Source organism: Serratia sp. szju (assembly GCF_044594185.1).
Taxonomy (GTDB): domain Bacteria; phylum Pseudomonadota; class Gammaproteobacteria; order Enterobacterales; family Enterobacteriaceae; genus Serratia; species Serratia bockelmannii.
The window spans coordinates 252,418-270,694 of sequence record NZ_CP172576.1; the positions used below are offsets into that span (position 1 = coordinate 252,418).

Below are 18,277 nucleotides of genomic sequence, written 5' to 3' on the forward strand. Positions count from 1 at the left end.
CACGTGATGATTAAGCAATACCTGCAAGTCACTAAACCAGGAATTATTTTCGGCAATTTAATTTCTGTCGTCGGGGGATTCCTGCTCGCTTCCAAAGGGAGCATCGACTATCCCCTGTTTCTCGCCACCCTGGTGGGTGTCTCGTTGGTGGTCGCGTCGGGCTGTGTGTTTAACAACTACATCGACCGCGACATCGACAAGAAAATGGAGAGAACGAAGAATCGGGTGCTGGTAAAAGGCCTGATCGCGCCGAGTGTCACCCTGGTTTATGCGACCGCTTTGGGTATTGTGGGCTTTGCGTTGCTGTATATCGCAGCCAACCCGCTGGCCATGTGGCTGGCGGTGATGGGCTTCGTGGTTTATGTCGGCGTTTACAGCCTGTACATGAAACGCCACTCGGTCTACGGCACGCTGATCGGCAGCCTGTCGGGCGCCGCGCCGCCGGTTATCGGCTACTGCGCGGTGACCAACGAGTTCGACGCCGGCGCGTTGATCCTGCTGGCTATCTTTAGCCTGTGGCAGATGCCGCATTCTTATGCGATCGCTATCTTCCGCTTTAAAGATTACCAGGCGGCCAACATTCCGGTGCTGCCGGTGGTGAAAGGCATTTCCGTCGCCAAGAACCACATCACGGTCTACATCCTGGCATTTATGATCGCCACGCTGATGCTGACCCTGGTTGGTTATGCCGGCTACAAGTACCTGATCGTCGCTGCGGCGGTGAGCGTATGGTGGCTGGGCATGGCGCTGCGCGGTTACAAGACCGAAAACGACAGCGTCTGGGCGCGTAAACTGTTCGTGTTCTCCATCGTCGCCATCACCTCGCTGAGCGTGATGATGTCGATCGACTTCAGCGCCACGGCGGCGCCTGAAGCGCTGGTGACCTACGTTTGGTAAGCCAAATCATCTGTGAATGGGCCGCTTTTGCGGCCCATTTTATTTGTCACGCCGAAAAGCGGTCAAACTGTAATATCTGTTAAACAACATTCGATTTACCCCCCCTGCCCCGCACACTAAAATGACGCAGCTTTACAGAAATCATGCCATCAGGCGCTGTCGCAACGTCTGATGGCATGGTTTTTACCGAGGTTTGATGTGAACGATAATTCAATGACCCCGCAGGAGCGCCGCGCCACCTGGGGATTGGGCACCGTATTCTCCCTGCGCATGCTCGGCATGTTTATGGTACTGCCGGTGCTAACCACCTACGGCATGGCGCTCAACGGCGCCAGCGAAGCGCTGATCGGCATCGCCATCGGCATTTACGGCCTGGCACAGGCGGTATTTCAGATCCCGTTCGGCCTGGTGTCCGATCGCATCGGCCGCAAGCCGCTGATCGTCGGCGGCCTACTGATCTTTGCCCTCGGCAGCGTGATCGCCGCCGTCACAGACTCTATCTGGGGCGTGATCCTCGGCCGCGCGTTGCAAGGCTCCGGCGCCATCGCCGCCGCGGTAATGGCGCTGCTCTCCGATCTGACCCGCGAGCAGAACCGCACCAAAGCGATGGCGTTCATCGGCGTCAGCTTCGGTATCACCTTCGCCATCGCCATGGTTCTGGGCCCCATCATCACCCATGCCTTGGGCCTGCATGCGTTGTTCTGGATGATCGCCGTGCTGGCGCTGGCCGGCATCGTCATCACTCTGGCAGTAGTACCTTCCGCCGACACCCATCTGTTGAACCGCGAGTCCAGCATCGTGCGCGGCAGCTTCCGCAAAGTGCTGAGCAACTCGCGCCTGCTGAAGCTCAACTTCGGCATCATGTGCCTGCATATCCTGCTGATGTCGAGCTTCGTGGCGCTGCCGCTGGCGATGGAGAAAGCCGGGCTGGCGGCCAGCGAGCACTGGATCGTCTACCTGGTGACCATGCTGGTGTCGTTCGCCGCCGTGGTGCCGTTCATCATCTATGCCGAAAAATATCGCCGCATGAAGCAGGTGTTTATGGGCTGCGTGGCGGTGCTGTTTTGCGCCGAAGTGCTGCTGTGGCTCTCCGGCGCTCATCTATGGGGCATCATCGCCGGCGTGCAGCTGTTCTTCATGGCCTTCAACGTGATGGAAGCCATTCTGCCTTCACTGATCAGCAAAGAATCACCGGCCGGCTACAAGGGCACCGCGATGGGGGTCTACTCCACCAGCCAGTTTATCGGCGTGGCGATCGGCGGCAGCCTCGGAGGCTGGCTGTACGGTTTGCAGGGGGCGGGCTTGGTGTTTATCGCCGGCGCCGTGCTGGCCGCAGTCTGGTTCCTGGTCAGCAGCACCATGAAAGAGCCGCCGTATGTCAGCAGCCTGCGCATTACGCTGTCGGAACTGGCGGTGAAGGATTCGGCGCTGGAAAGCCGCCTGAAGGCACAGCCCGGTGTGGCCGAGGCGATAGTCGTGCCGGAAGAGCGCAGCGCCTACGTCAAGGTGGATACTAAGCAGACCAATCGCGGTCAGCTGGAAGCGCTGGTCAATTCGCTGTAAAGAATCAGGGCCGGCAATGCCGGCCCCGTAGAGATTAATCGCGGAAGTTCTTGAACTGGAACGGCTGCCCCAGATCGCCGCCGCGCACCAGCGCCATCACGCTCTGCAAATCGTCGCGTGACTTGCCGGTCACCCGTACTTCTTCACCCTGGATCTGCGCCTGCACCTTCAGCTTGCTGTCTTTGATCAGCTTGACGATTTTCTTCGCCACAGAGGTTTCAATCCCCTGCTTCAGCTTGGCTTCCACGCTGTAGGTTTTGCCGCTGTGGGTAAACTCTTCCGGGATCTCCAGCGCAGCGCCGTCGATGCTGCGCTTGCTCAGCTTTTCGCGCAGAATGTCGAGCAGCTGTTGCACCTGGAAATCAGACTCGGTGGCAACCTTGATGCTTTGGTCTTTCTCGTTTAGCTCAAAGCTGGCCGGCACGTTGCGAAAATCCCAGCGGGTACCGAGATCGCGGGTAGCGTTCTCAACGGCGTTACGCACTTCCTGCATATCAATTTCGGAAACGATGTCGAAAGATGGCATACTTCTTCCTCCTGAATGAGTGCCTAATAGCTTAGGCGATTTTGATGCCGAGCATGATAACCGCTTTGCCGCCTCAGACAAAATCTGCTGAACGCACGCAGGGATAGCGCTTCGGGCTGCCATAAAGCCTATAGTTAATTCACGGTAATTGAGCGGTATTCCCGTGTTTCCAAGGAGACTGAATGAAAATAACCATTCTTGGTTGCGGCGCGCTCGGACAACTGTGGCTCTCCCGGCTGTATCAGCAGGGCCACGATGTACAGGGATGGCTAAGAGTGCCACAGCCTTTTTGCGCAGTGAACGTGATAGAGCCGGAAGGCGTCTCGTTCAATCGCAATTTGCCCACCAACGATCCGGAGCATCTTGCGCAAAGCGAGCTGCTGCTGGTGACGCTAAAAGCCTGGCAGGTGTCCAGCGCGGTCAGCGCGCTGCTGCCGAAGCTGAACCCCCACTGTGCTATTTTGCTGCTGCACAACGGTATGGGCACCCAGGAAGAGCTGCCGCCGAACGGCCAGCCCATCCTGCAGGGCACCACCACCCACGCTGCGCGCCACGAAGGCAGCACCATTATCCACGTCGCCACCGGCATCACTCACATCGGCCCAACCTCGCCGGCCGCCCAACACCTCAGCCACCTGGCGGAAGTGCTGCATCAGGCGCTGCCTGACGTCGCCTGGCACAACAATATCGCCTCGGCCAACTGGCGCAAGCTGGCGGTCAACTGCGTGATCAACCCGCTGACGGCGCTGTACGGCTGCCGCAACGGCGACCTGCAGCGTTACCCGGAACAGATCGAAACGCTGTGCCGTGAAGTCGCTAGCGTGATGGCGATGGAGGGCTACCACACCTCCTGTGAAGGCCTGATGCAATACGTGATGGACGTGATCCACAGCACCGCCGACAACATTTCGTCGATGCTGCAGGACATCCGCAGCCAGCGGCACACCGAGATCGACTACATCACCGGTTACCTGCTGCGCCGCGCGCGCAGCCACGGCCTCACGCTGCCGGAGAATGCGCGGCTGTTTGAATTGATTAAACGAAAGGAAAATGAATATGAGCGTATCGGCGCTGGTCTGCCTGGCACCTGGTAGCGAAGAAACCGAAGCCGTCACCACCATCGATCTGCTGGTGCGGGCGGGCGTAAAAGTCACTACCGCCAGCGTTGCCGGCGACGGCGAGCTGACTATCGTCTGTTCGCGCGGCGTCAAGCTGCTGGCCGACGCGCCGCTGGTGGCGATCGTCGATGAACCGTTCGACGCCATCGTGCTGCCCGGCGGCCTGAAAGGCGCGGAATGCTTCCGCGACAGCCCGCTGCTGGTGGAGAAGGTGCGGCAGATGCATCTGCAGGGCAACATCGTCGCCGCCATCTGCGCGGCGCCGGCGCTGGTGCTGCAACACCACGATCTGTTCCCGATCGGCAACATGACCGGCTTCCCGGGCCTGAAAGACCAGATACCGGCGGATAAATGGATGGAGCGCCGCGTGGTGTACGACGCCCGCGTCAACCTGCTCACCAGCCAGGGGCCGGGCACCGCGATGGAGTTCGCGCTGAAGCTGATAGACCTGCTGCTTGGTAAAGCCAAGGCGGCGGAGATCGCCGCGCAGCTGGTGCTGATCCCGGGGATGTACGACTTCCGCGACTGAGCGGCTTGCCGATAAAAAAAGGGCTGAACATCGGTTCAGCCCTTCTCGTTGATGCCGCTCCGTGCGTTACGGGCGATAAACCTTCACGTTGTTGAAGCCCTGCTCCAACAGGTACAGCGCCTGCAGGCGGCTCATCACGCCGCGCTCGCAGTACAGCAGGTAGGTTTTGCTCTGGTCCAGATTACCAAACTGGGTGCTCAGCTTGTAGAACGGCAGCGCTTTCACTTCAACCTGTTCCAGCTGCAGCGGTTTCTCTTCCTGCTCGTCGTTGGAGCGGATATCCAGGATCACCTCGTCGGCGCCGAAGGCCGCGACGGTTTCCACCTCGGTCACCTGTTCCTGCGTCTGTTCGGCGATAGAGCGGATATCAACGTTCTTCGCCTCGCTCACCACGCGGTCAAGAATGCTGAAATCGAAGTGGCTCTCTTCCTCTTCGATCTTGGCCTTGACGGCTTTTACCGTCGGGCTCTTCGAAATCACACCGCAATATTCCGGCATGGTTTTGGCGAAGTCTTCAGTGCCGATTTCGCGCGCCAGCTTGATGATGTGCTCTTTATCGTGCGAGATCAGCGGACGCAGGATCAAGGTATCGGACGCATTGTCGATCAAGCGCAGGTTGGTCAGCGTCTGGCTGGAGACCTGCCCCAGCGCCTCACCGGTCACCAGCGCCTGCACGCCGTAGCGTTCGGCCACTTGCGAAGCGGCGCGCACCATCATGCGCTTGAGCACCACGCCCATCTGGCCATCGTCGACCTTCTCCAGGATCTCGCCCACTACCGGTTCGAAATCGATGGCGACGAAGCGCACCTTGTGCGAGCTGGCAAAACGGTTCCACAGGTAGTGCGCCACCTGTTTCACGCCAATCTCGTGCGCGGCGCCGCCCAGGTTGAAGAAGCAGAAGTGCACGCGGCAACCGCGACGCATCAACATATAGCTGGAGACGCCCGAGTCGAAACCGCCGGAAATCAGCGACAGCACGTCTTCCTGGGTGCCGACCGGGTAACCGCCGATGCCTTCGAGGCGGCGTTTGACCAGCATCAGCTTGTCGTCTTCAATCTCCAGATTTACCGTGACCTGCGGGCGGGTCAGGTTAACGCGCGCGCTCTCGATATGCTGGTTCAGGCCGCCGCCGACGTAGCGCTCCACGTCCTGCGAATTGAACGCCTGCTTGCCGCGGCGCTTGACGCGCACGCAGAAGGTTTTGCCTTCCAACTGGGCGCGGTAGGCTTCCAGCGTCTGCTCGAAGATGTGGTGGATGTCGGTATAAGCGCGGTCTTCCACTTCCAAAATATGGTGGATGCCGGGAATGCGCGTCAGGGCGTCGGCGATGATCGGCCGCTGGTTTTCATCTTTGGCGCGAACTTCGATATGATCCCAGTGACGGACGACCGCCAGCGTTTCATCATACTGCTTCAGGACGTTGCGAATATTGGTCGAGAGAATCTTGATAAAGCGCAAGCGCACAGATTGGCTCTTGATGGTGATTTCCGGGAACAATTTAATGATAAACTTCATGGCGGTCTTTGTTGTCAGATAAGAATTACGGCGCGGAGTATATCACCATATCGCCGTGCTCTGCGCACAAAACCACACATGAGCGCCATGATTTGCTAATCAAGATCCGCTAGGATAGGCTCTGGCGCCACGGTTCACATGATGACGTAAAAAGAAAATTATGCCGAAAAAACCAGCACAATCAGCCAGTACAGAGCAAACTGCCAGCTTTGAAAGCGCCCTCGGCGAGCTGGAAAGCATCGTGACGCGTCTGGAGTCAGGCGAATTGCCGCTGGAAGACGCGCTGAACGAGTTCGAACGTGGCGTACAGCTGGCGCGTCAAGGCCAGCAGAAACTGCAACAGGCGGAACAGCGTGTGCAGATACTCCTTAACGACAGCGCCGACGATGCGGCGCTGACGCCTTTTACACCGGATACCGAGTAACCGACATGTCTGAGATCGCCCCATCGGCCGCTTTTGCCGATCAAATGCAGATTTTCCGCCAGCGTGCCGATCGCGCGCTGTTGGACTTCATCGCCCCGCTGCCGTTCAACGACGGCAACATGGTGGCGGCGATGCGTCACGGCGCCTTGCTGGGCGGCAAGCGCCTGCGGCCATTCCTGGTCTACACCACCGGCCAGATGTTCGGCGTGTCGCTGAGCAACCTGGATGCGCCGGCGGCAGCGGTAGAATGCATTCATGCCTACTCGCTGATCCACGACGATCTGCCGGCGATGGACGACGACGATCTGCGCCGCGGCCAGCCGACCTGCCACATTAAATTCGGCGAAGCCAACGCGATCCTGGCCGGCGATGCGCTGCAAACGCTGGCGTTTTCGATCCTGGCCGATGCCGAAATGCCTGACGTGGCGTTGCGCGATCGGCTGGCGATGGTCTCCGAACTGGCGACCGCCAGCGGCGTAGCCGGCATGTGCGGCGGCCAATCACTGGATCTGGAAGCCGAAGGCAAGCGCGTCGATCTGCAGGCGCTAGAGCAGATCCACCGCCACAAAACCGGCGCGCTGATCCGCGCGGCGGTGCGCTTGGGCGCGCTGAGCGCCGGCGAAGCCGGGCGAGCGGCGCTGCCGCAGCTGGATCGTTACGCCGCCGCGGTCGGCCTGGCGTTCCAGGTTCAGGATGACATTTTGGACGTTGTCGGCGAGACTGAGAAAATCGGCAAGCGCCAGGGAGCGGACCAACAACACGGAAAGAGTACCTACCCGGCGTTACTCGGGCTTGACAGCGCGAAAGCAAAAGCGTGGGATCTCTATCAGGAAGCATTAGCTGCATTGGACACTTTGGCAGCGCAATCTTATAACACAGCGCCATTGCGAGCGTTAGCCAGCTTCATTATTGAACGCGACAATTAACGTGTGACGTTAACTCCTCTGATATGAGTATCGAATGAGTCTTGATATAGCCAAATACCCAACCCTGGCGCTAGCGGAAAACCCCGAGGAACTCCGCTCGCTGCCCAAAGAGAGCTTGCCGAAGCTGTGCGATGAGCTGCGGCAATACCTGCTGAACAGCGTCAGTCGTTCCAGCGGCCACTTTGCCTCCGGGCTGGGTACCGTCGAACTGACGGTGGCGTTGCATTTCGTCTACAACACGCCGTTCGATCATCTGGTGTGGGACGTCGGCCACCAGGCCTACCCGCACAAAATTCTGACCGGTCGTCGCGACCGCATCGCCACCATTCGGCAAAAGAACGGCTTGCACCCCTTCCCGTGGCGCGCCGAAAGCGAATACGACGTGCTGTCGGTCGGCCACTCATCGACCTCGATCAGCGCCGGCCTCGGCATGGCGGTGGCGGCAGAGCGTGAAGGCAAAGGCCGCCGCACGGTGTGCGTGATCGGCGACGGCGCCATCACCGCCGGCATGGCGTTCGAAGCGATGAACCACGCCGGCGACATCAATCCGGACATGCTGGTGGTGCTGAACGACAATGAGATGTCGATCTCGGAAAACGTCGGCGCGCTGAACAATCACCTGGCGCAGCTGCTGTCCGGCAAGCTTTACTCCACCCTGCGCGAAGGCGGCAAGAAAGTGCTGGCCGGCGTGCCGCCGATCAAGGAGCTGGTGAAACGCACCGAAGAGCACCTGAAAGGCATGGTGGTGCCGGGTACGCTGTTCGAAGAGCTGGGCTTCAACTACATCGGCCCGGTAGACGGGCACGACGTACAGGGCCTGGTCGCCACGTTGAAAAACATGCGCGATCTGAAAGGCCCACAGCTGTTGCACATCATGACCAAGAAAGGCCGTGGTTACGCGCCGGCGGAGAAGGATCCGATCAGCTTCCACGCGGTGCCGAAGTTCGATCCCGCCAGCGGCACGCTGCCGAAAAGCGCCGGAGGTCTGCCGACCTATTCGAAAATATTCGGCGACTGGCTGTGTGAAACCGCCGCCAAAGACAGCTCGCTGATGGCGATCACGCCGGCGATGCGCGAAGGCTCCGGCATGGTGCAGTTCTCTCGCGACTACCCGCAGCAATATTTCGACGTGGCGATCGCCGAGCAGCACGCGGTCACTTTCGCCGCCGGGCTGGCGATCGGCGGCTACAAGCCGGTGGTGGCGATCTATTCCACCTTCCTGCAACGCGCCTACGATCAGCTGATCCATGATGTGGCGATCCAAAACCTGCCGGTGATGTTCGCCATCGATCGCGGCGGCATCGTCGGCGCCGACGGCCAGACCCATCAGGGGGCGTTCGATCTGTCGTTCATGCGCTGCATCCCGACCATGGTGATCATGACGCCAAGCGACGAGAACGAATGCCGGCAGATGCTGTATACCGGCTATCACTATAACGACGGCCCGAGCGCCGTGCGCTATCCGCGCGGCACCGGCACCGGCGCTGCGCTGGAGCCGCTCAGCCTGCTGCCGATCGGCAAAGGCGTGGTGCGCCGTCAGGGGGAAAAGATCGCCATTCTCAACTTCGGCACCCTGCTGCCGGAGGCCGCGCAAGCGGCGGAAGCGCTCAACGCCACGCTGGTCGACATGCGCTTCGTCAAACCGCTGGACGAGCAGTTGGTGCTCGAACTGGCCGCCAGCCATGAAACGCTGGTCACGCTGGAAGAAAACGCGATCATGGGCGGCGCCGGTAGCGGCGTTAACGAACTGCTGATGGCCAAACGCCGCCCGGTGCCGGTGCTGAACCTCGGCCTGCCGGACAGCTTCGTCTCGCAGGGCAGCCAGGAAGAGCTGCGCGCCGATCTGGGGCTGGACGCCGCCGGCATTCAGCGCCAAATCGAAACCTGGCTGGCGCAGTAATCAGCCCCCGCGCCTGAAAAAACGCCTCCGCTCTCGGGGGCGTTTTCGTTTCCGCCCTTCGGGATCCGCGCTACAGTTACTGTCTGAGCTGTGAATGGGAGGCAAGCATGAAGTACCTGAAACTGGGCAACACCGATCTGAACGTCTCGCGCATCTGCCTGGGTTGCATGACCTACGGCGAACCGAACCGCGGCAATCACGCCTGGACGCTGCCTGAAGAGAGTAGCCGTCCGCTGCTGAAACAGGCGCTGGAAGCCGGCATCAACTTTTTCGACACCGCCAACAGCTATTCCGACGGCAGCAGCGAGGAGATCCTCGGCCGGGCACTGCGCGACTATGCGCGCCGCGAGGAGGTGGTGATCGCCACCAAGGTGTATTTCCCGCTGAGCAACCTGGAGCGCGGTTTGTCGCGCGCCAAGATCATGCAATCCATCGACGACAGCCTGCGGCGTCTGGGCACCGACTATGTCGATTTGCTGCAAATCCATCGCTGGGATTACGAAACGCCGCTGGAAGAGACGCTGGAAGCGCTGCACGACGTGGTGAAAGCCGGTAAGGCGCGATACATCGGCGCCTCCTCGATGTACGCCTGGCAGTTCGCCAAAGCGCTGTATACCGCCGATCTGCACGGCTGGACGCGCTTCGTCAGCATGCAGGATCAATACAACCTGATCCAGCGCGAAGAAGAGCGCGAGATGCACCCGCTGTGCGCCGCCGAAGGCATCGCCGTGCTGCCGTGGAGCCCGCTGGCGCGCGGCCGCCTGACCCGCCCCTGGGGCGAAACCACCGCGCGGCTGGTTTCCGACCAGTTCGGCAAGAGCCTGTACGAGGAAACCGAAGGCATTGACGCCATTATCGCCGAGCGCGTCGCCAGCCTCGCCGACGAACGCGGCGTGTCACGCGCGCAGATCGCGCTGGCCTGGCTGCTGAACAAGCCGGCGGTCAGCGCACCGATCGTCGGCGCTTCGCGCAGCGAACAGCTGGACGACGCCATCGCCGCAGTCGATTTGAGTTTGTCGCCGCAAGAGGTGGCGGAACTGGAGACGGCTTACGTGCCGCACCGGGTGACAGGGTTTGAATAAAGAGAAGCGGGCGCGAAACAGCGCGCCCGTCTGTCAGAACAGCCCGATCGGCCAGTGGTGCCCAATCAGGTAGATGATGCCGGCGGACAGCACGCCGGCGATGATATCGTCGACCATAATACCCATGCCGCCATGCACGTTGCGGTCGAACCAGCGGATCGGCCACGGCTTCCACATATCCAGAATGCGGAAGATGACGAAACCGGCGGCGACCCAGCGCCAATCGTTGACCGGTAACGCCATCAGCGTGATCCACATGCCGACGAACTCGTCCCAGACGATGCTGCCGTGATCGTGCACCTTCATGTCTTTTGCCGTGCGATGGCAAATATAGACACCGATGCAAATGCTGAACATCACCGCCAGCGAGTAAAGCTGCCACGGCAGTTGGATCAGCAGCAGCCAGAACGGGATCGCCGCCAGCGATCCCATGGTGCCCGGCATCACCGGCGACAAACCGCTGCCAAAACCGGTGGCCAGCAGGTGCCACGGATTGCTCATCCGCAGCCGGCGCTTGGCTTCATCCATCGGTGCCCGGCTCCGCGTTGAAATGATCGAAGCCGGCCCAGTCCAGCTCTACCGCCTCATCGTCGCGATAATAGCGAATACCTTCAGACAGCGGGCCAATTTGGCCGATACAGGTGTAGTCGGCTCCGAGGTGGCTCAGCGCCACTTCCAGCGCACCGCGGTTGATCTCCGGCACGGTGAAGCACAGCTCATAATCTTCGCCGCCCGCCAGCGCCCAGCGCAGCGCCTGCTCGGCATCGGCGTGGCTGCTCAGCGCCTGCGACATCGGCAGCTCGTCCAGTACGATGCGTGCGCCACAGTCGCTGGCCTTCAGGATATGCTTCAGATCGGAAATCAGGCCATCGGAGATGTCGATCGCCGAGCTGGCCAGATCGCGCAGCGCCTGCCCCTGCAACACCCGCGGCTGCGGCCGCAGATGACGCGCGACCAGATAATCGCGCGCCGCCGCATCCGTCACCGCCAGGCGATCCTGCAGGATCGCCAGACCGGCGGCGCTGTCGCCCAGCGTGCCGGTCACATAGATCCAGTCGCCGATGCGCGCGCCGCTGCGGGTCAGCGCCCGGCCGGCCGGGATCAGCCCCTGAATGGTCAACGTCATGCTCAGCGGGCCGCGCGTGGTATCACCGCCAATCAGCTGCATGCCGTAATAGTTGAGCTGATCGAACAGGCTGTCGCTGAAGGCCTTCAGCCACGGCTCGTTCACCTCCGGCAGGGTCAGGGCCAGCGAGAGCCACGCAGGATCGGCGCCCATCGCCGCCAGATCGCTCAGATTGACCGCCAGCGCCTTGTAACCGAGATCGGCCGGATCGATGTCCGGCAGGAAGTGAATGCCCGCCACCAGCGTATCGGTACTGACGGCCACCAGCTGTTTTTCCGGCACTGCCAGCAGTGCGCAGTCATCTCCAATGCCCAACTGTACATCCCGGCGCACGCGCTTAAACCGGTCAAAATAGCGGGCAATGAGGTCAAATTCGCCGCATGCCATATCGATATTCCACTAGAAGAAATTAAGGCCGGGAATGCCGGCCTTAATGTTTTACTTTTTCTTGCGAAGGGTTGGCGCCACTTTATCCAGCACCCCGTTCACAAACTTGTGGCTGTCTTCCGCGCCGAAGGTTTTCGCCAGCTCGATCGCTTCGTTAATCGCCACCTTATAAGGGACATCCTCGCGCATTTTCAGTTCAAACAGCGCGACGCGCAGCACCGCGCGCTCCACCTGGCCCAGCTCTTCGAGCTGACGCGACAGGTAAGGCGCCATCAGTTCGTCCAGCATACCTGCATTCACTGCCGCGCCGGACAGCAACTCGCGAAAATAGGCGACGTCAACATCTTTGACATCCTGCTCCGTCAGGAACTGGTGTTCAACATCGGCAAGGTCGTTTTTAGACAACTGCCAAGAGTAAAGCGCTTGAACAGCGCACTCACGAGCGCGGCGACGAGCAGCAGGTTTCACGGAATTCCCCTTAACTAAATTCAGGCTTTAATAGCTTTGATAACATTAATCATTTCAAGTGCGGTCAGCGCGGCTTCAGCGCCCTTGTTGCCCGCTTTGGTGCCGGCGCGTTCGATCGCCTGTTCGATGCTTTCGGTGGTCAGCACGCCAAAGGCAACCGGGATTTCGGCATTCATCGCAACGTTGCCGATGCCGGAGCTGGCTTCGCCCGCTACATATTCGAAGTGCGCGGTGCCCCCACGGATAACGGTGCCCAGCGCGATAACCGCGTCGTATTTGCCGGTTTTGGCCAATACGCTCGCCGTCAGCGGCAGCTCGTAAGCGCCCGGGACCCAGACAACGGTGATGTTGTCGTCAGCAACCTGACCAATGCGTTTCAGCGCGTCGATAGCACCTTCCAGCAGGCTGTCGTTGATGAAATTGTTAAAACGTGCAATTGCGATCGCCACACGGGCATTTGGAGTAGCAACAACACCTTCGATAACTTTCATGGGCTTTCCTTAAAAATGGGTTCAATACCCCGCAGGGGGGCGGATTCTATCATATTCTTTCATCGCCTGCGCGGCGCTTTTGTAAAACCGGCGCGCGGGCGCGAGATTCAGTGTTTCGCCCGCAGGCGCAAACGCAGATCGGGGCCAACCTGACGCACGTCACTAAAGACGAATTCCGGCGCGTCGGCCAGCCGTTCCAGGCCCGGCAGATGACACAGGCCACGGCCATTATCGCCCAACAGTTTCGGCGCGATGTACAAAATGAGCTCATCCACCAGGCCAGCCTGCAGCAGCGCGCCGGCCAGCGTTGCGCCCGCCTCTACCCAGATTGAATTCACCTGGCGCTTGGCCAACAGCATCATCATCACCACCAGATCGATGCCGCCGCCGTGCGCCGGGCAGATAAACTGTTCGACCTCTTGCGGCCAGGCCTGTTCATCCGCCTGCAGGCGCGCCAGCCAGGTAGCGCCCGGCTGCTGCACCACGCGGTGCTGCGGGGTAATGCGATTTTGGCTGTCGAGCAGGATGCGCAGCGGCTGGCGCAGATTTTCGCGCGGATAGAGGCGCTGCGTCTCGGCGTCCAGCTCATCCCAACGCACCGTCAGCGACGGATCGTCCGCCAGCACGGTGGCGCTGGTGCTGAGAATGGCGGCGCTCTGCGCGCGCAGGCGCTGCACGTCCTGACGCGCTTCGGGTGAGGTGATCCACTGGCTTTCGCCGGAGGCCATCGCCGTGCGGCCGTCCAGCGACGCGCCCAGCTTCAGCTGCACATAGGGGAAACCGGTGCGCATGCGTTTGAGGAAGCCCAGGTTGACCGCTTCGGCCTCGGCCAGCATCAGGCCATGACGGACTTCGACGCCGGCTTGCTGCAGCTTGTACAAGCCGCGCCCCGCCACCTGCGGATTGGGATCTTGCATCGCCGCGACCACCCGCGTCACGCCGGCGGCCACCAGCGCATCGGCGCAGGGCGGCGTGCGGCCGTGGTGACTGCACGGTTCGAGCGTGACATAGGCAGTGGCGCCGCGCGCCTTGTCGCCCGCCATGCGCAGCGCGTGCACTTCCGCATGCGGCTCGCCGGCGCGCAGATGATAGCCTTCACCGACAATTTCGCCGTCGCGCACGATAACGCAGCCGACGTTCGGATTGGGCGCGGTGGTGAAACGCCCCAGCCGCGCCAGTTCGAAGGCGCGCGCCATGTAAAATTCGTCGTGATGCATGAAAGATCCTTTAGTCTTGCAGGCGGGCAATCTCTTCACCGAACTCGCGCACGTCTTCGAAGCTGCGGTACACCGACGCGAAGCGAATGTAGGCCACCTTATCCAGCTTTTTCAGCGCGTCCATCACCAGATTGCCGACTAACTTGGTCGGCACTTCGCGTTCGCCGGTGGCGCGCAGTTGGGATTTGATATGATTAAGGGCGTTTTCCACATCGTCCGAGCTGACCGGGCGCTTTTCCAGCGCTTTCAGCATGCCGCGACGCAGTTTGTCTTCGTTGAACGGCTCGCGCACCTCATCGCTTTTAATCACTCGCGGCATCACCAGCTCGGCCACCTCGAAGGTGGTGAAGCGTTCATTGCATACCAGACACTGGCGGCGGCGGCGCACTTGCGAACCGTCCCCCACCAGGCGGGAATCGATGACTTTGGTATCAACGGCGGCGCAGAAAGGGCAATGCATAACACGTCCTGATAAACGTTTTTTATAGATGAATGCAGTTTAACCCGAAGTGCAGCCACAACAAAGGGCGGCGGCCATTTGTTGCGACAGGCGGCGGGAAGGTGGCAGCGATATGACTTTCACCACTATGCGGACTAAGCTTGATAGCAGGAGACTCAGCATAGGAAATCGCCGTCATGACAACCTGTTACCCTAAAATCGCCCTGCTCGCCGCCGCCATTTTGCTGGCGGGCTGCGCGCGCAACACCGCCGTGCCTCAGCTGCGCCATCAGGTCGCCGCGCTGAACCAGAAAGTGAGCGTACTGACCGACCAAACCACCGCACTGGAGCGGCAGAATTTGCTCAATCAGCACTCCGACAATGGCGTCTACCTGCTGCCGGCGGCTCGAAGCGCTGCCCGTTTGCAGAGCAGCATCGGCGAACTGAGCGTTTCGCTGAGCCACATCAAGAGCGAAGCCAACGGCACGCAGGCGCAGCTGCATGTGCGCATCCTCTCACAGGCTACGCTGCCGCCGTTCAACGCGGTGGTGGAATGGGGTCAACTGGATGAGGCCACCGGCCGGCCGCTGACCGCCGAAGCACTGTCGCAACCGATCGCCAGCGCCGACTCGCTGCTGCCGAAACCCGGTCAGGACTTCGAGCTACGCTTCAGCGGCCTGACGCCGGAACAGCTGGGCTATATCCGTCTGCACAGCCTGGTGGCCACCGCCCAGCCGGCGGTGGTGCAGCAACACTGAAATCCGAGGCAAAAAAAAGGAGCGCCGATAGGCGCTCCTTCTCATTTCGCTGAATACTGCGGCGGTTAAGGCAGAATCGAAGGCTGATCCGCGCCCTCTTTTTCCACTTTTTGCTGCAGCATGTGTTCGCGTTTCATCCCCAGCTTCAACGCCAGCGCGGACGCGACGTAGATAGAGGAAACGGTACCGATCGACACGCCGATCAGCATCGCCAGCGAGAAGCCTTGCAGCATCGCGCCACCGAAGATGTACAGCATCAGCACCACCATCAGGGTAGTACCGGAAGTCATCAGCGTACGGCTCAGCGTCTGGGTCAACGACACGTTCATGATCTCGTAAGGCGTACCGCGGCGGATCTTGCGGAAGTTCTCACGAATACGGTCGGAGACCACGATGCTGTCGTTCAGCGAGTAACCGATAACCGACATCAGGGAAGCGACGATGGTCAGGTCAATCTCGATGTGGAACAGCGACAGCACGCCCAACGTGATGATCACGTCGTGCGCCAGCGCGATAACCGCCCCCAGCGCCAGGCGCCATTCGAAGCGGAAACCGACGTAGATCAGGATACAGATCAACGCCACCAGCAGCGCCATGCCGCCGGTTTGCGCCAGCTCGCTGCCCACGCTCGGGCCGACGAACTCGATGCGCTTCACGGTGGCGTTTTTATCCACCGAGTCGTTGATCACGCCGATCACCTTGTTGCCCAGTTCCTGGCCTGCGGTGCCGGTCGCCGGTGGCATGCGCACCATCACGTCGCGGCTGCTGCCGAAGTTCTGGATGATCGGATCCTGGAACCCGGCCTTCTCCAGCGTATCGCGCATCAGGTCAAGGTTAGCCGGCTTCTCCAGGTTGATTTCAATCACCGTACCGCCGGTGAAATCCAGACCCCAGTTAAACCCGCGCACCGACATGGTGACGATCGACGCGACCAACAGCAGCAACGAGATGCCGAAGGCCAAATAGTCCCAGCGCATAAAGTCGTAGACTTTACGGCCGTAGTTGAGTTGCTCAACAGTATAATCCTGTGCCACAACGCACTCCTCAGATAGACAGCTTGTTAATGCGTTTGCCGCCGTAAAGCAGGTTGACGATGGCACGGGTACCGACAATCGCGGTGAACATGGACGTCGCCACACCGATCGCGGTGGTGATCGCAAAGCCTTTGATCGAACCGGTGCCCACTGCGTACAGGATGACCGCGGTGATCAGCGTGGTGATGTTGGCGTCGACGATACTGGAGAACGCGCCTTTATAGCCCTCATGGATTGCCTGCTGAACGGACCTGCCATTCTTCAGCTCTTCCTTGATACGTTCGTTAATCAGTACGTTGGCGTCGACCGCCACCGCCAGCGTCAACACGATCCCGGCAATGCCCGGCATGGTCAGCGTCGCCCCCGGCAACAGGGACATCACGCCGACGATCAGCACCAGGTTGGCGACCAGCGCCGTGGTGGCGATCACGCCGAACTTACGGTACCAGACCACCATGAAGACGATGGACGCCACCAGGCCCCACAGACAGGCTTCCAGACCTTGGGTAATGTTCTGCTGACCCAGGGTTGGACCGATGGTGCGCTCTTCAACGATCTGAATCGGCGCGATCAGCGCACCCGCACGCAACAGCAGCGAAAGCTGACGCGCTTCGTTCGGGTTGCCGATACCGGTGATGCGGAAGCTGTTGCCCAGACGCGACTGAATGTTCGCCACGTTGATCACTTCTTCCTGTTTCACCAGCACAGCGCGGCCATTGGCGTCTTTCTTGCCGCTGTCCTTATACTCCACGAACAGGGTCGCCATCGGCTTGCCGATGTTGTCCTTGGTGAAGTTGGACATCGACGTGCCGCCGGCGCTATCCAGCGAGATGTTAACCTGCGGCTGGTTGTATTCGTCGGTGCTCGAGGTGGAGTCGGTGATGTGGTCACCGGTCAGGATCACGCGCTTGTACAGCACGATCGGCTGGCCATCGCGGGTATATTTCACCTCGGAATCGCCCGGCACGCGGCCGTTGGCCGCCGCAGTGGCGTCCGCATTGGTGTTCACCAGACGGAACTCCAGGGTCGCGGTGGCGCCCAGAATTTCTTTGGCACGCGCGGTGTCCTGAATGCCCGGCAGCTCGACCACGATGCGGTCGGCGCCCTGGCGCTGCACCAGCGGTTCGGCGACGCCGAGCTGGTTGACGCGGTTACGCAGGATAGTGATGTTCTGCTGGACGGCGTATTCACGCGCTTCGCTCAGACGGGCGTCCGTCAGGTTCGCTTTCATGGTGTTGGCGCCGTTGGCGGACAGCACCAGATCGCGCTGACGCGGGCCGATGTAGCTGATGGCCTGGTCGCGAGCCGCATCGTCACGGAAGCGAACTTCCACGCCGTTGTTGTCCAGCTTGCGGATAGACGCGTAAGGAATGCCCTTCTCGCGCAGCTCGCTGCGCAGGGTATCCATGGTCTGTTCCTGCAGCTTGCTCAACGCGGTGTCCATGTCCACTTCCATCAGGAAGTGCACGCCGCCGCGCAGGTCCAGGCCGAGTTTCATCGGTTCTGCGCCCAGCATGGCCAGCCAGGTCGGCGTGGCCGGCGCCAGGTTCAGCGCCACGACGAATTTGTCACCCAGCTCGGTCACCAGCGCTTCGCGGGCGCGCAGCTGAACGTCAGGATCTTTAAAGCGAGCCAGGATAGCGCCATTTTCCAGCGCAATCGACTTGCTCGCGATGTTGTCTTTTTCTAATACGGTACGGACCTGGTCCAGCGTAGTTTCACTGGCGGCAACACCGCGCGCGCCAGTGATTTGTACGGCCGGATCCTCACCGTAGATGTTGGGAAGCGCATAAAGCAGACCGACGAGGATCACGACGATCAACATCAGATACTTCCACAAAGGATAACGGTTTAGCACGGCAATTCCCTTCGGGAAA

Annotated in this window: 19 protein-coding genes; 9 read left to right on the forward strand and 10 right to left on the reverse strand. The window is 60.5% G+C overall.

All coding sequences use genetic code 11. The annotated features are described in order from the left end of the window. The first annotated feature begins 6 nt into the window (after window positions 1-6). Both cyoE and RE418_RS01270 read left to right on the forward strand, forming a co-directional pair. Entirely contained in the window at window positions 7-897 is an 891-nt protein-coding gene (gene cyoE / locus RE418_RS01265) for a heme o synthase (protein ID WP_025301761.1), read from the forward strand. Between the two features lie 198 nt (window positions 898-1,095). Next, window positions 1,096-2,460 carry an MFS transporter gene (locus RE418_RS01270; protein ID WP_025301760.1) on the forward strand — a complete coding sequence of 455 codons (1,365 nt, stop codon included), beginning with the start codon at window positions 1,096-1,098 and terminating at the stop codon, window positions 2,458-2,460. Window positions 2,461-2,494: 34 nt separating this feature from the next. Here RE418_RS01270 and RE418_RS01275 read toward each other — a convergent pair whose 3' ends face one another. After that, complete coding sequence (locus tag RE418_RS01275) at window positions 2,495-2,986, reverse strand: YajQ family cyclic di-GMP-binding protein (RefSeq protein WP_025301759.1); 492 nt, start codon at window positions 2,984-2,986, stop codon at window positions 2,495-2,497. Window positions 2,987-3,168: 182 nt separating this feature from the next. On the opposite strand from RE418_RS01275, the gene panE reads away from it, so the two are divergent. Together panE and yajL are read left to right on the forward strand one after the other, a co-directional pair. Continuing rightward, window positions 3,169-4,080 carry a 2-dehydropantoate 2-reductase gene (gene panE / locus RE418_RS01280; RefSeq protein WP_049295137.1) on the forward strand — a complete coding sequence of 304 codons (912 nt, stop codon included), beginning with the start codon at window positions 3,169-3,171 and terminating at the stop codon, window positions 4,078-4,080. Then, window positions 4,043-4,633, forward strand: coding sequence for a protein deglycase YajL (gene yajL / locus RE418_RS01285; RefSeq protein ID WP_043135643.1), 591 nt, complete (start codon window positions 4,043-4,045; stop codon window positions 4,631-4,633). Before panE ends, yajL begins: the two co-directional genes overlap by 38 nt. A 66-nt stretch (window positions 4,634-4,699) precedes the next feature. Here the strand turns inward: yajL and thiI are convergent, their stop codons facing one another. After that, the gene (gene thiI, locus RE418_RS01290; protein WP_025301756.1) at window positions 4,700-6,148 is read right to left on the reverse strand and encodes a tRNA uracil 4-sulfurtransferase ThiI; all 1,449 of its coding nucleotides are present in this window, start codon (window positions 6,146-6,148) and stop codon (window positions 4,700-4,702) included. Window positions 6,149-6,308: 160 nt separating this feature from the next. Between thiI and xseB the strand changes: the two genes are divergently transcribed. The 4 genes from xseB to RE418_RS01310 all read left to right on the forward strand — a co-directional run bounded on the left by xseB (window position 6,309) and on the right by RE418_RS01310 (window position 10,480). Further along, window positions 6,309-6,572 (forward strand): exodeoxyribonuclease VII small subunit, encoded by a 264-nt coding sequence (gene xseB, locus RE418_RS01295; RefSeq protein WP_025301755.1) that lies wholly within the window; start codon window positions 6,309-6,311, stop codon window positions 6,570-6,572. A gap of 5 nt (window positions 6,573-6,577) precedes the next feature. Then, window positions 6,578-7,498: a (2E,6E)-farnesyl diphosphate synthase gene (gene ispA, locus RE418_RS01300; RefSeq protein ID WP_043135638.1), complete on the forward strand. Its 921-nt coding sequence runs from the start codon at window positions 6,578-6,580 to the stop codon at window positions 7,496-7,498. Between the two features lie 34 nt (window positions 7,499-7,532). Continuing rightward, window positions 7,533-9,398 carry a 1-deoxy-D-xylulose-5-phosphate synthase gene (dxs, locus tag RE418_RS01305; protein WP_025301753.1) on the forward strand — a complete coding sequence of 622 codons (1,866 nt, stop codon included), beginning with the start codon at window positions 7,533-7,535 and terminating at the stop codon, window positions 9,396-9,398. A gap of 107 nt (window positions 9,399-9,505) precedes the next feature. After that, window positions 9,506-10,480 (forward strand): aldo/keto reductase, encoded by a 975-nt coding sequence (locus tag RE418_RS01310; protein ID WP_049206201.1) that lies wholly within the window; start codon window positions 9,506-9,508, stop codon window positions 10,478-10,480. A 33-nt stretch (window positions 10,481-10,513) separates the two neighbouring features. On the opposite strand, the gene pgpA is transcribed toward RE418_RS01310, so the two are convergent. The 6 genes from pgpA to nrdR all read right to left on the reverse strand — a co-directional run bounded on the left by pgpA (window position 10,514) and on the right by nrdR (window position 14,629). Continuing rightward, window positions 10,514-11,008: a phosphatidylglycerophosphatase A gene (pgpA, locus tag RE418_RS01315; protein WP_004940382.1), complete on the reverse strand. Its 495-nt coding sequence runs from the start codon at window positions 11,006-11,008 to the stop codon at window positions 10,514-10,516. Next, window positions 11,001-11,993, reverse strand: a complete 993-nt coding sequence (gene thiL / locus RE418_RS01320; RefSeq protein WP_043135634.1) for a thiamine-phosphate kinase — start codon at window positions 11,991-11,993, stop codon at window positions 11,001-11,003. Before thiL ends, pgpA begins: the two co-directional genes overlap by 8 nt. 51 nt (window positions 11,994-12,044) lie before the next feature. Continuing rightward, complete coding sequence (gene nusB / locus RE418_RS01325; RefSeq protein ID WP_004940384.1) at window positions 12,045-12,461, reverse strand: transcription antitermination factor NusB; 417 nt, start codon at window positions 12,459-12,461, stop codon at window positions 12,045-12,047. Between the two features lie 20 nt (window positions 12,462-12,481). Next, window positions 12,482-12,952 carry a 6,7-dimethyl-8-ribityllumazine synthase gene (ribE, locus tag RE418_RS01330; protein WP_004940385.1) on the reverse strand — a complete coding sequence of 157 codons (471 nt, stop codon included), beginning with the start codon at window positions 12,950-12,952 and terminating at the stop codon, window positions 12,482-12,484. A 107-nt stretch (window positions 12,953-13,059) separates the two neighbouring features. Further along, on the reverse strand, window positions 13,060-14,169 hold the full coding sequence (gene ribD / locus RE418_RS01335; RefSeq protein WP_025301750.1) for a bifunctional diaminohydroxyphosphoribosylaminopyrimidine deaminase/5-amino-6-(5-phosphoribosylamino)uracil reductase RibD: 1,110 nt from the start codon (window positions 14,167-14,169) through the stop codon (window positions 13,060-13,062). Window positions 14,170-14,179: 10 nt separating this feature from the next. After that, window positions 14,180-14,629 (reverse strand): transcriptional regulator NrdR, encoded by a 450-nt coding sequence (gene nrdR, locus RE418_RS01340; protein WP_004940387.1) that lies wholly within the window; start codon window positions 14,627-14,629, stop codon window positions 14,180-14,182. A 176-nt stretch (window positions 14,630-14,805) separates the two neighbouring features. Here nrdR and RE418_RS01345 point away from each other — a divergent pair, with 176 nt between their 5' ends. Further along, window positions 14,806-15,366 (forward strand): DUF3251 domain-containing protein, encoded by a 561-nt coding sequence (locus tag RE418_RS01345; protein ID WP_089180599.1) that lies wholly within the window; start codon window positions 14,806-14,808, stop codon window positions 15,364-15,366. A gap of 65 nt (window positions 15,367-15,431) precedes the next feature. Here RE418_RS01345 and secF read toward each other — a convergent pair whose 3' ends face one another. Continuing rightward, entirely contained in the window at window positions 15,432-16,400 is a 969-nt protein-coding gene (secF, locus tag RE418_RS01350) for a protein translocase subunit SecF (protein ID WP_004940389.1), read from the reverse strand. A gap of 10 nt (window positions 16,401-16,410) precedes the next feature. Next, window positions 16,411-18,258 (reverse strand): protein translocase subunit SecD, encoded by a 1,848-nt coding sequence (gene secD, locus RE418_RS01355; protein WP_004940390.1) that lies wholly within the window; start codon window positions 18,256-18,258, stop codon window positions 16,411-16,413. Window positions 18,259-18,277: the final 19 nt, after the last annotated feature.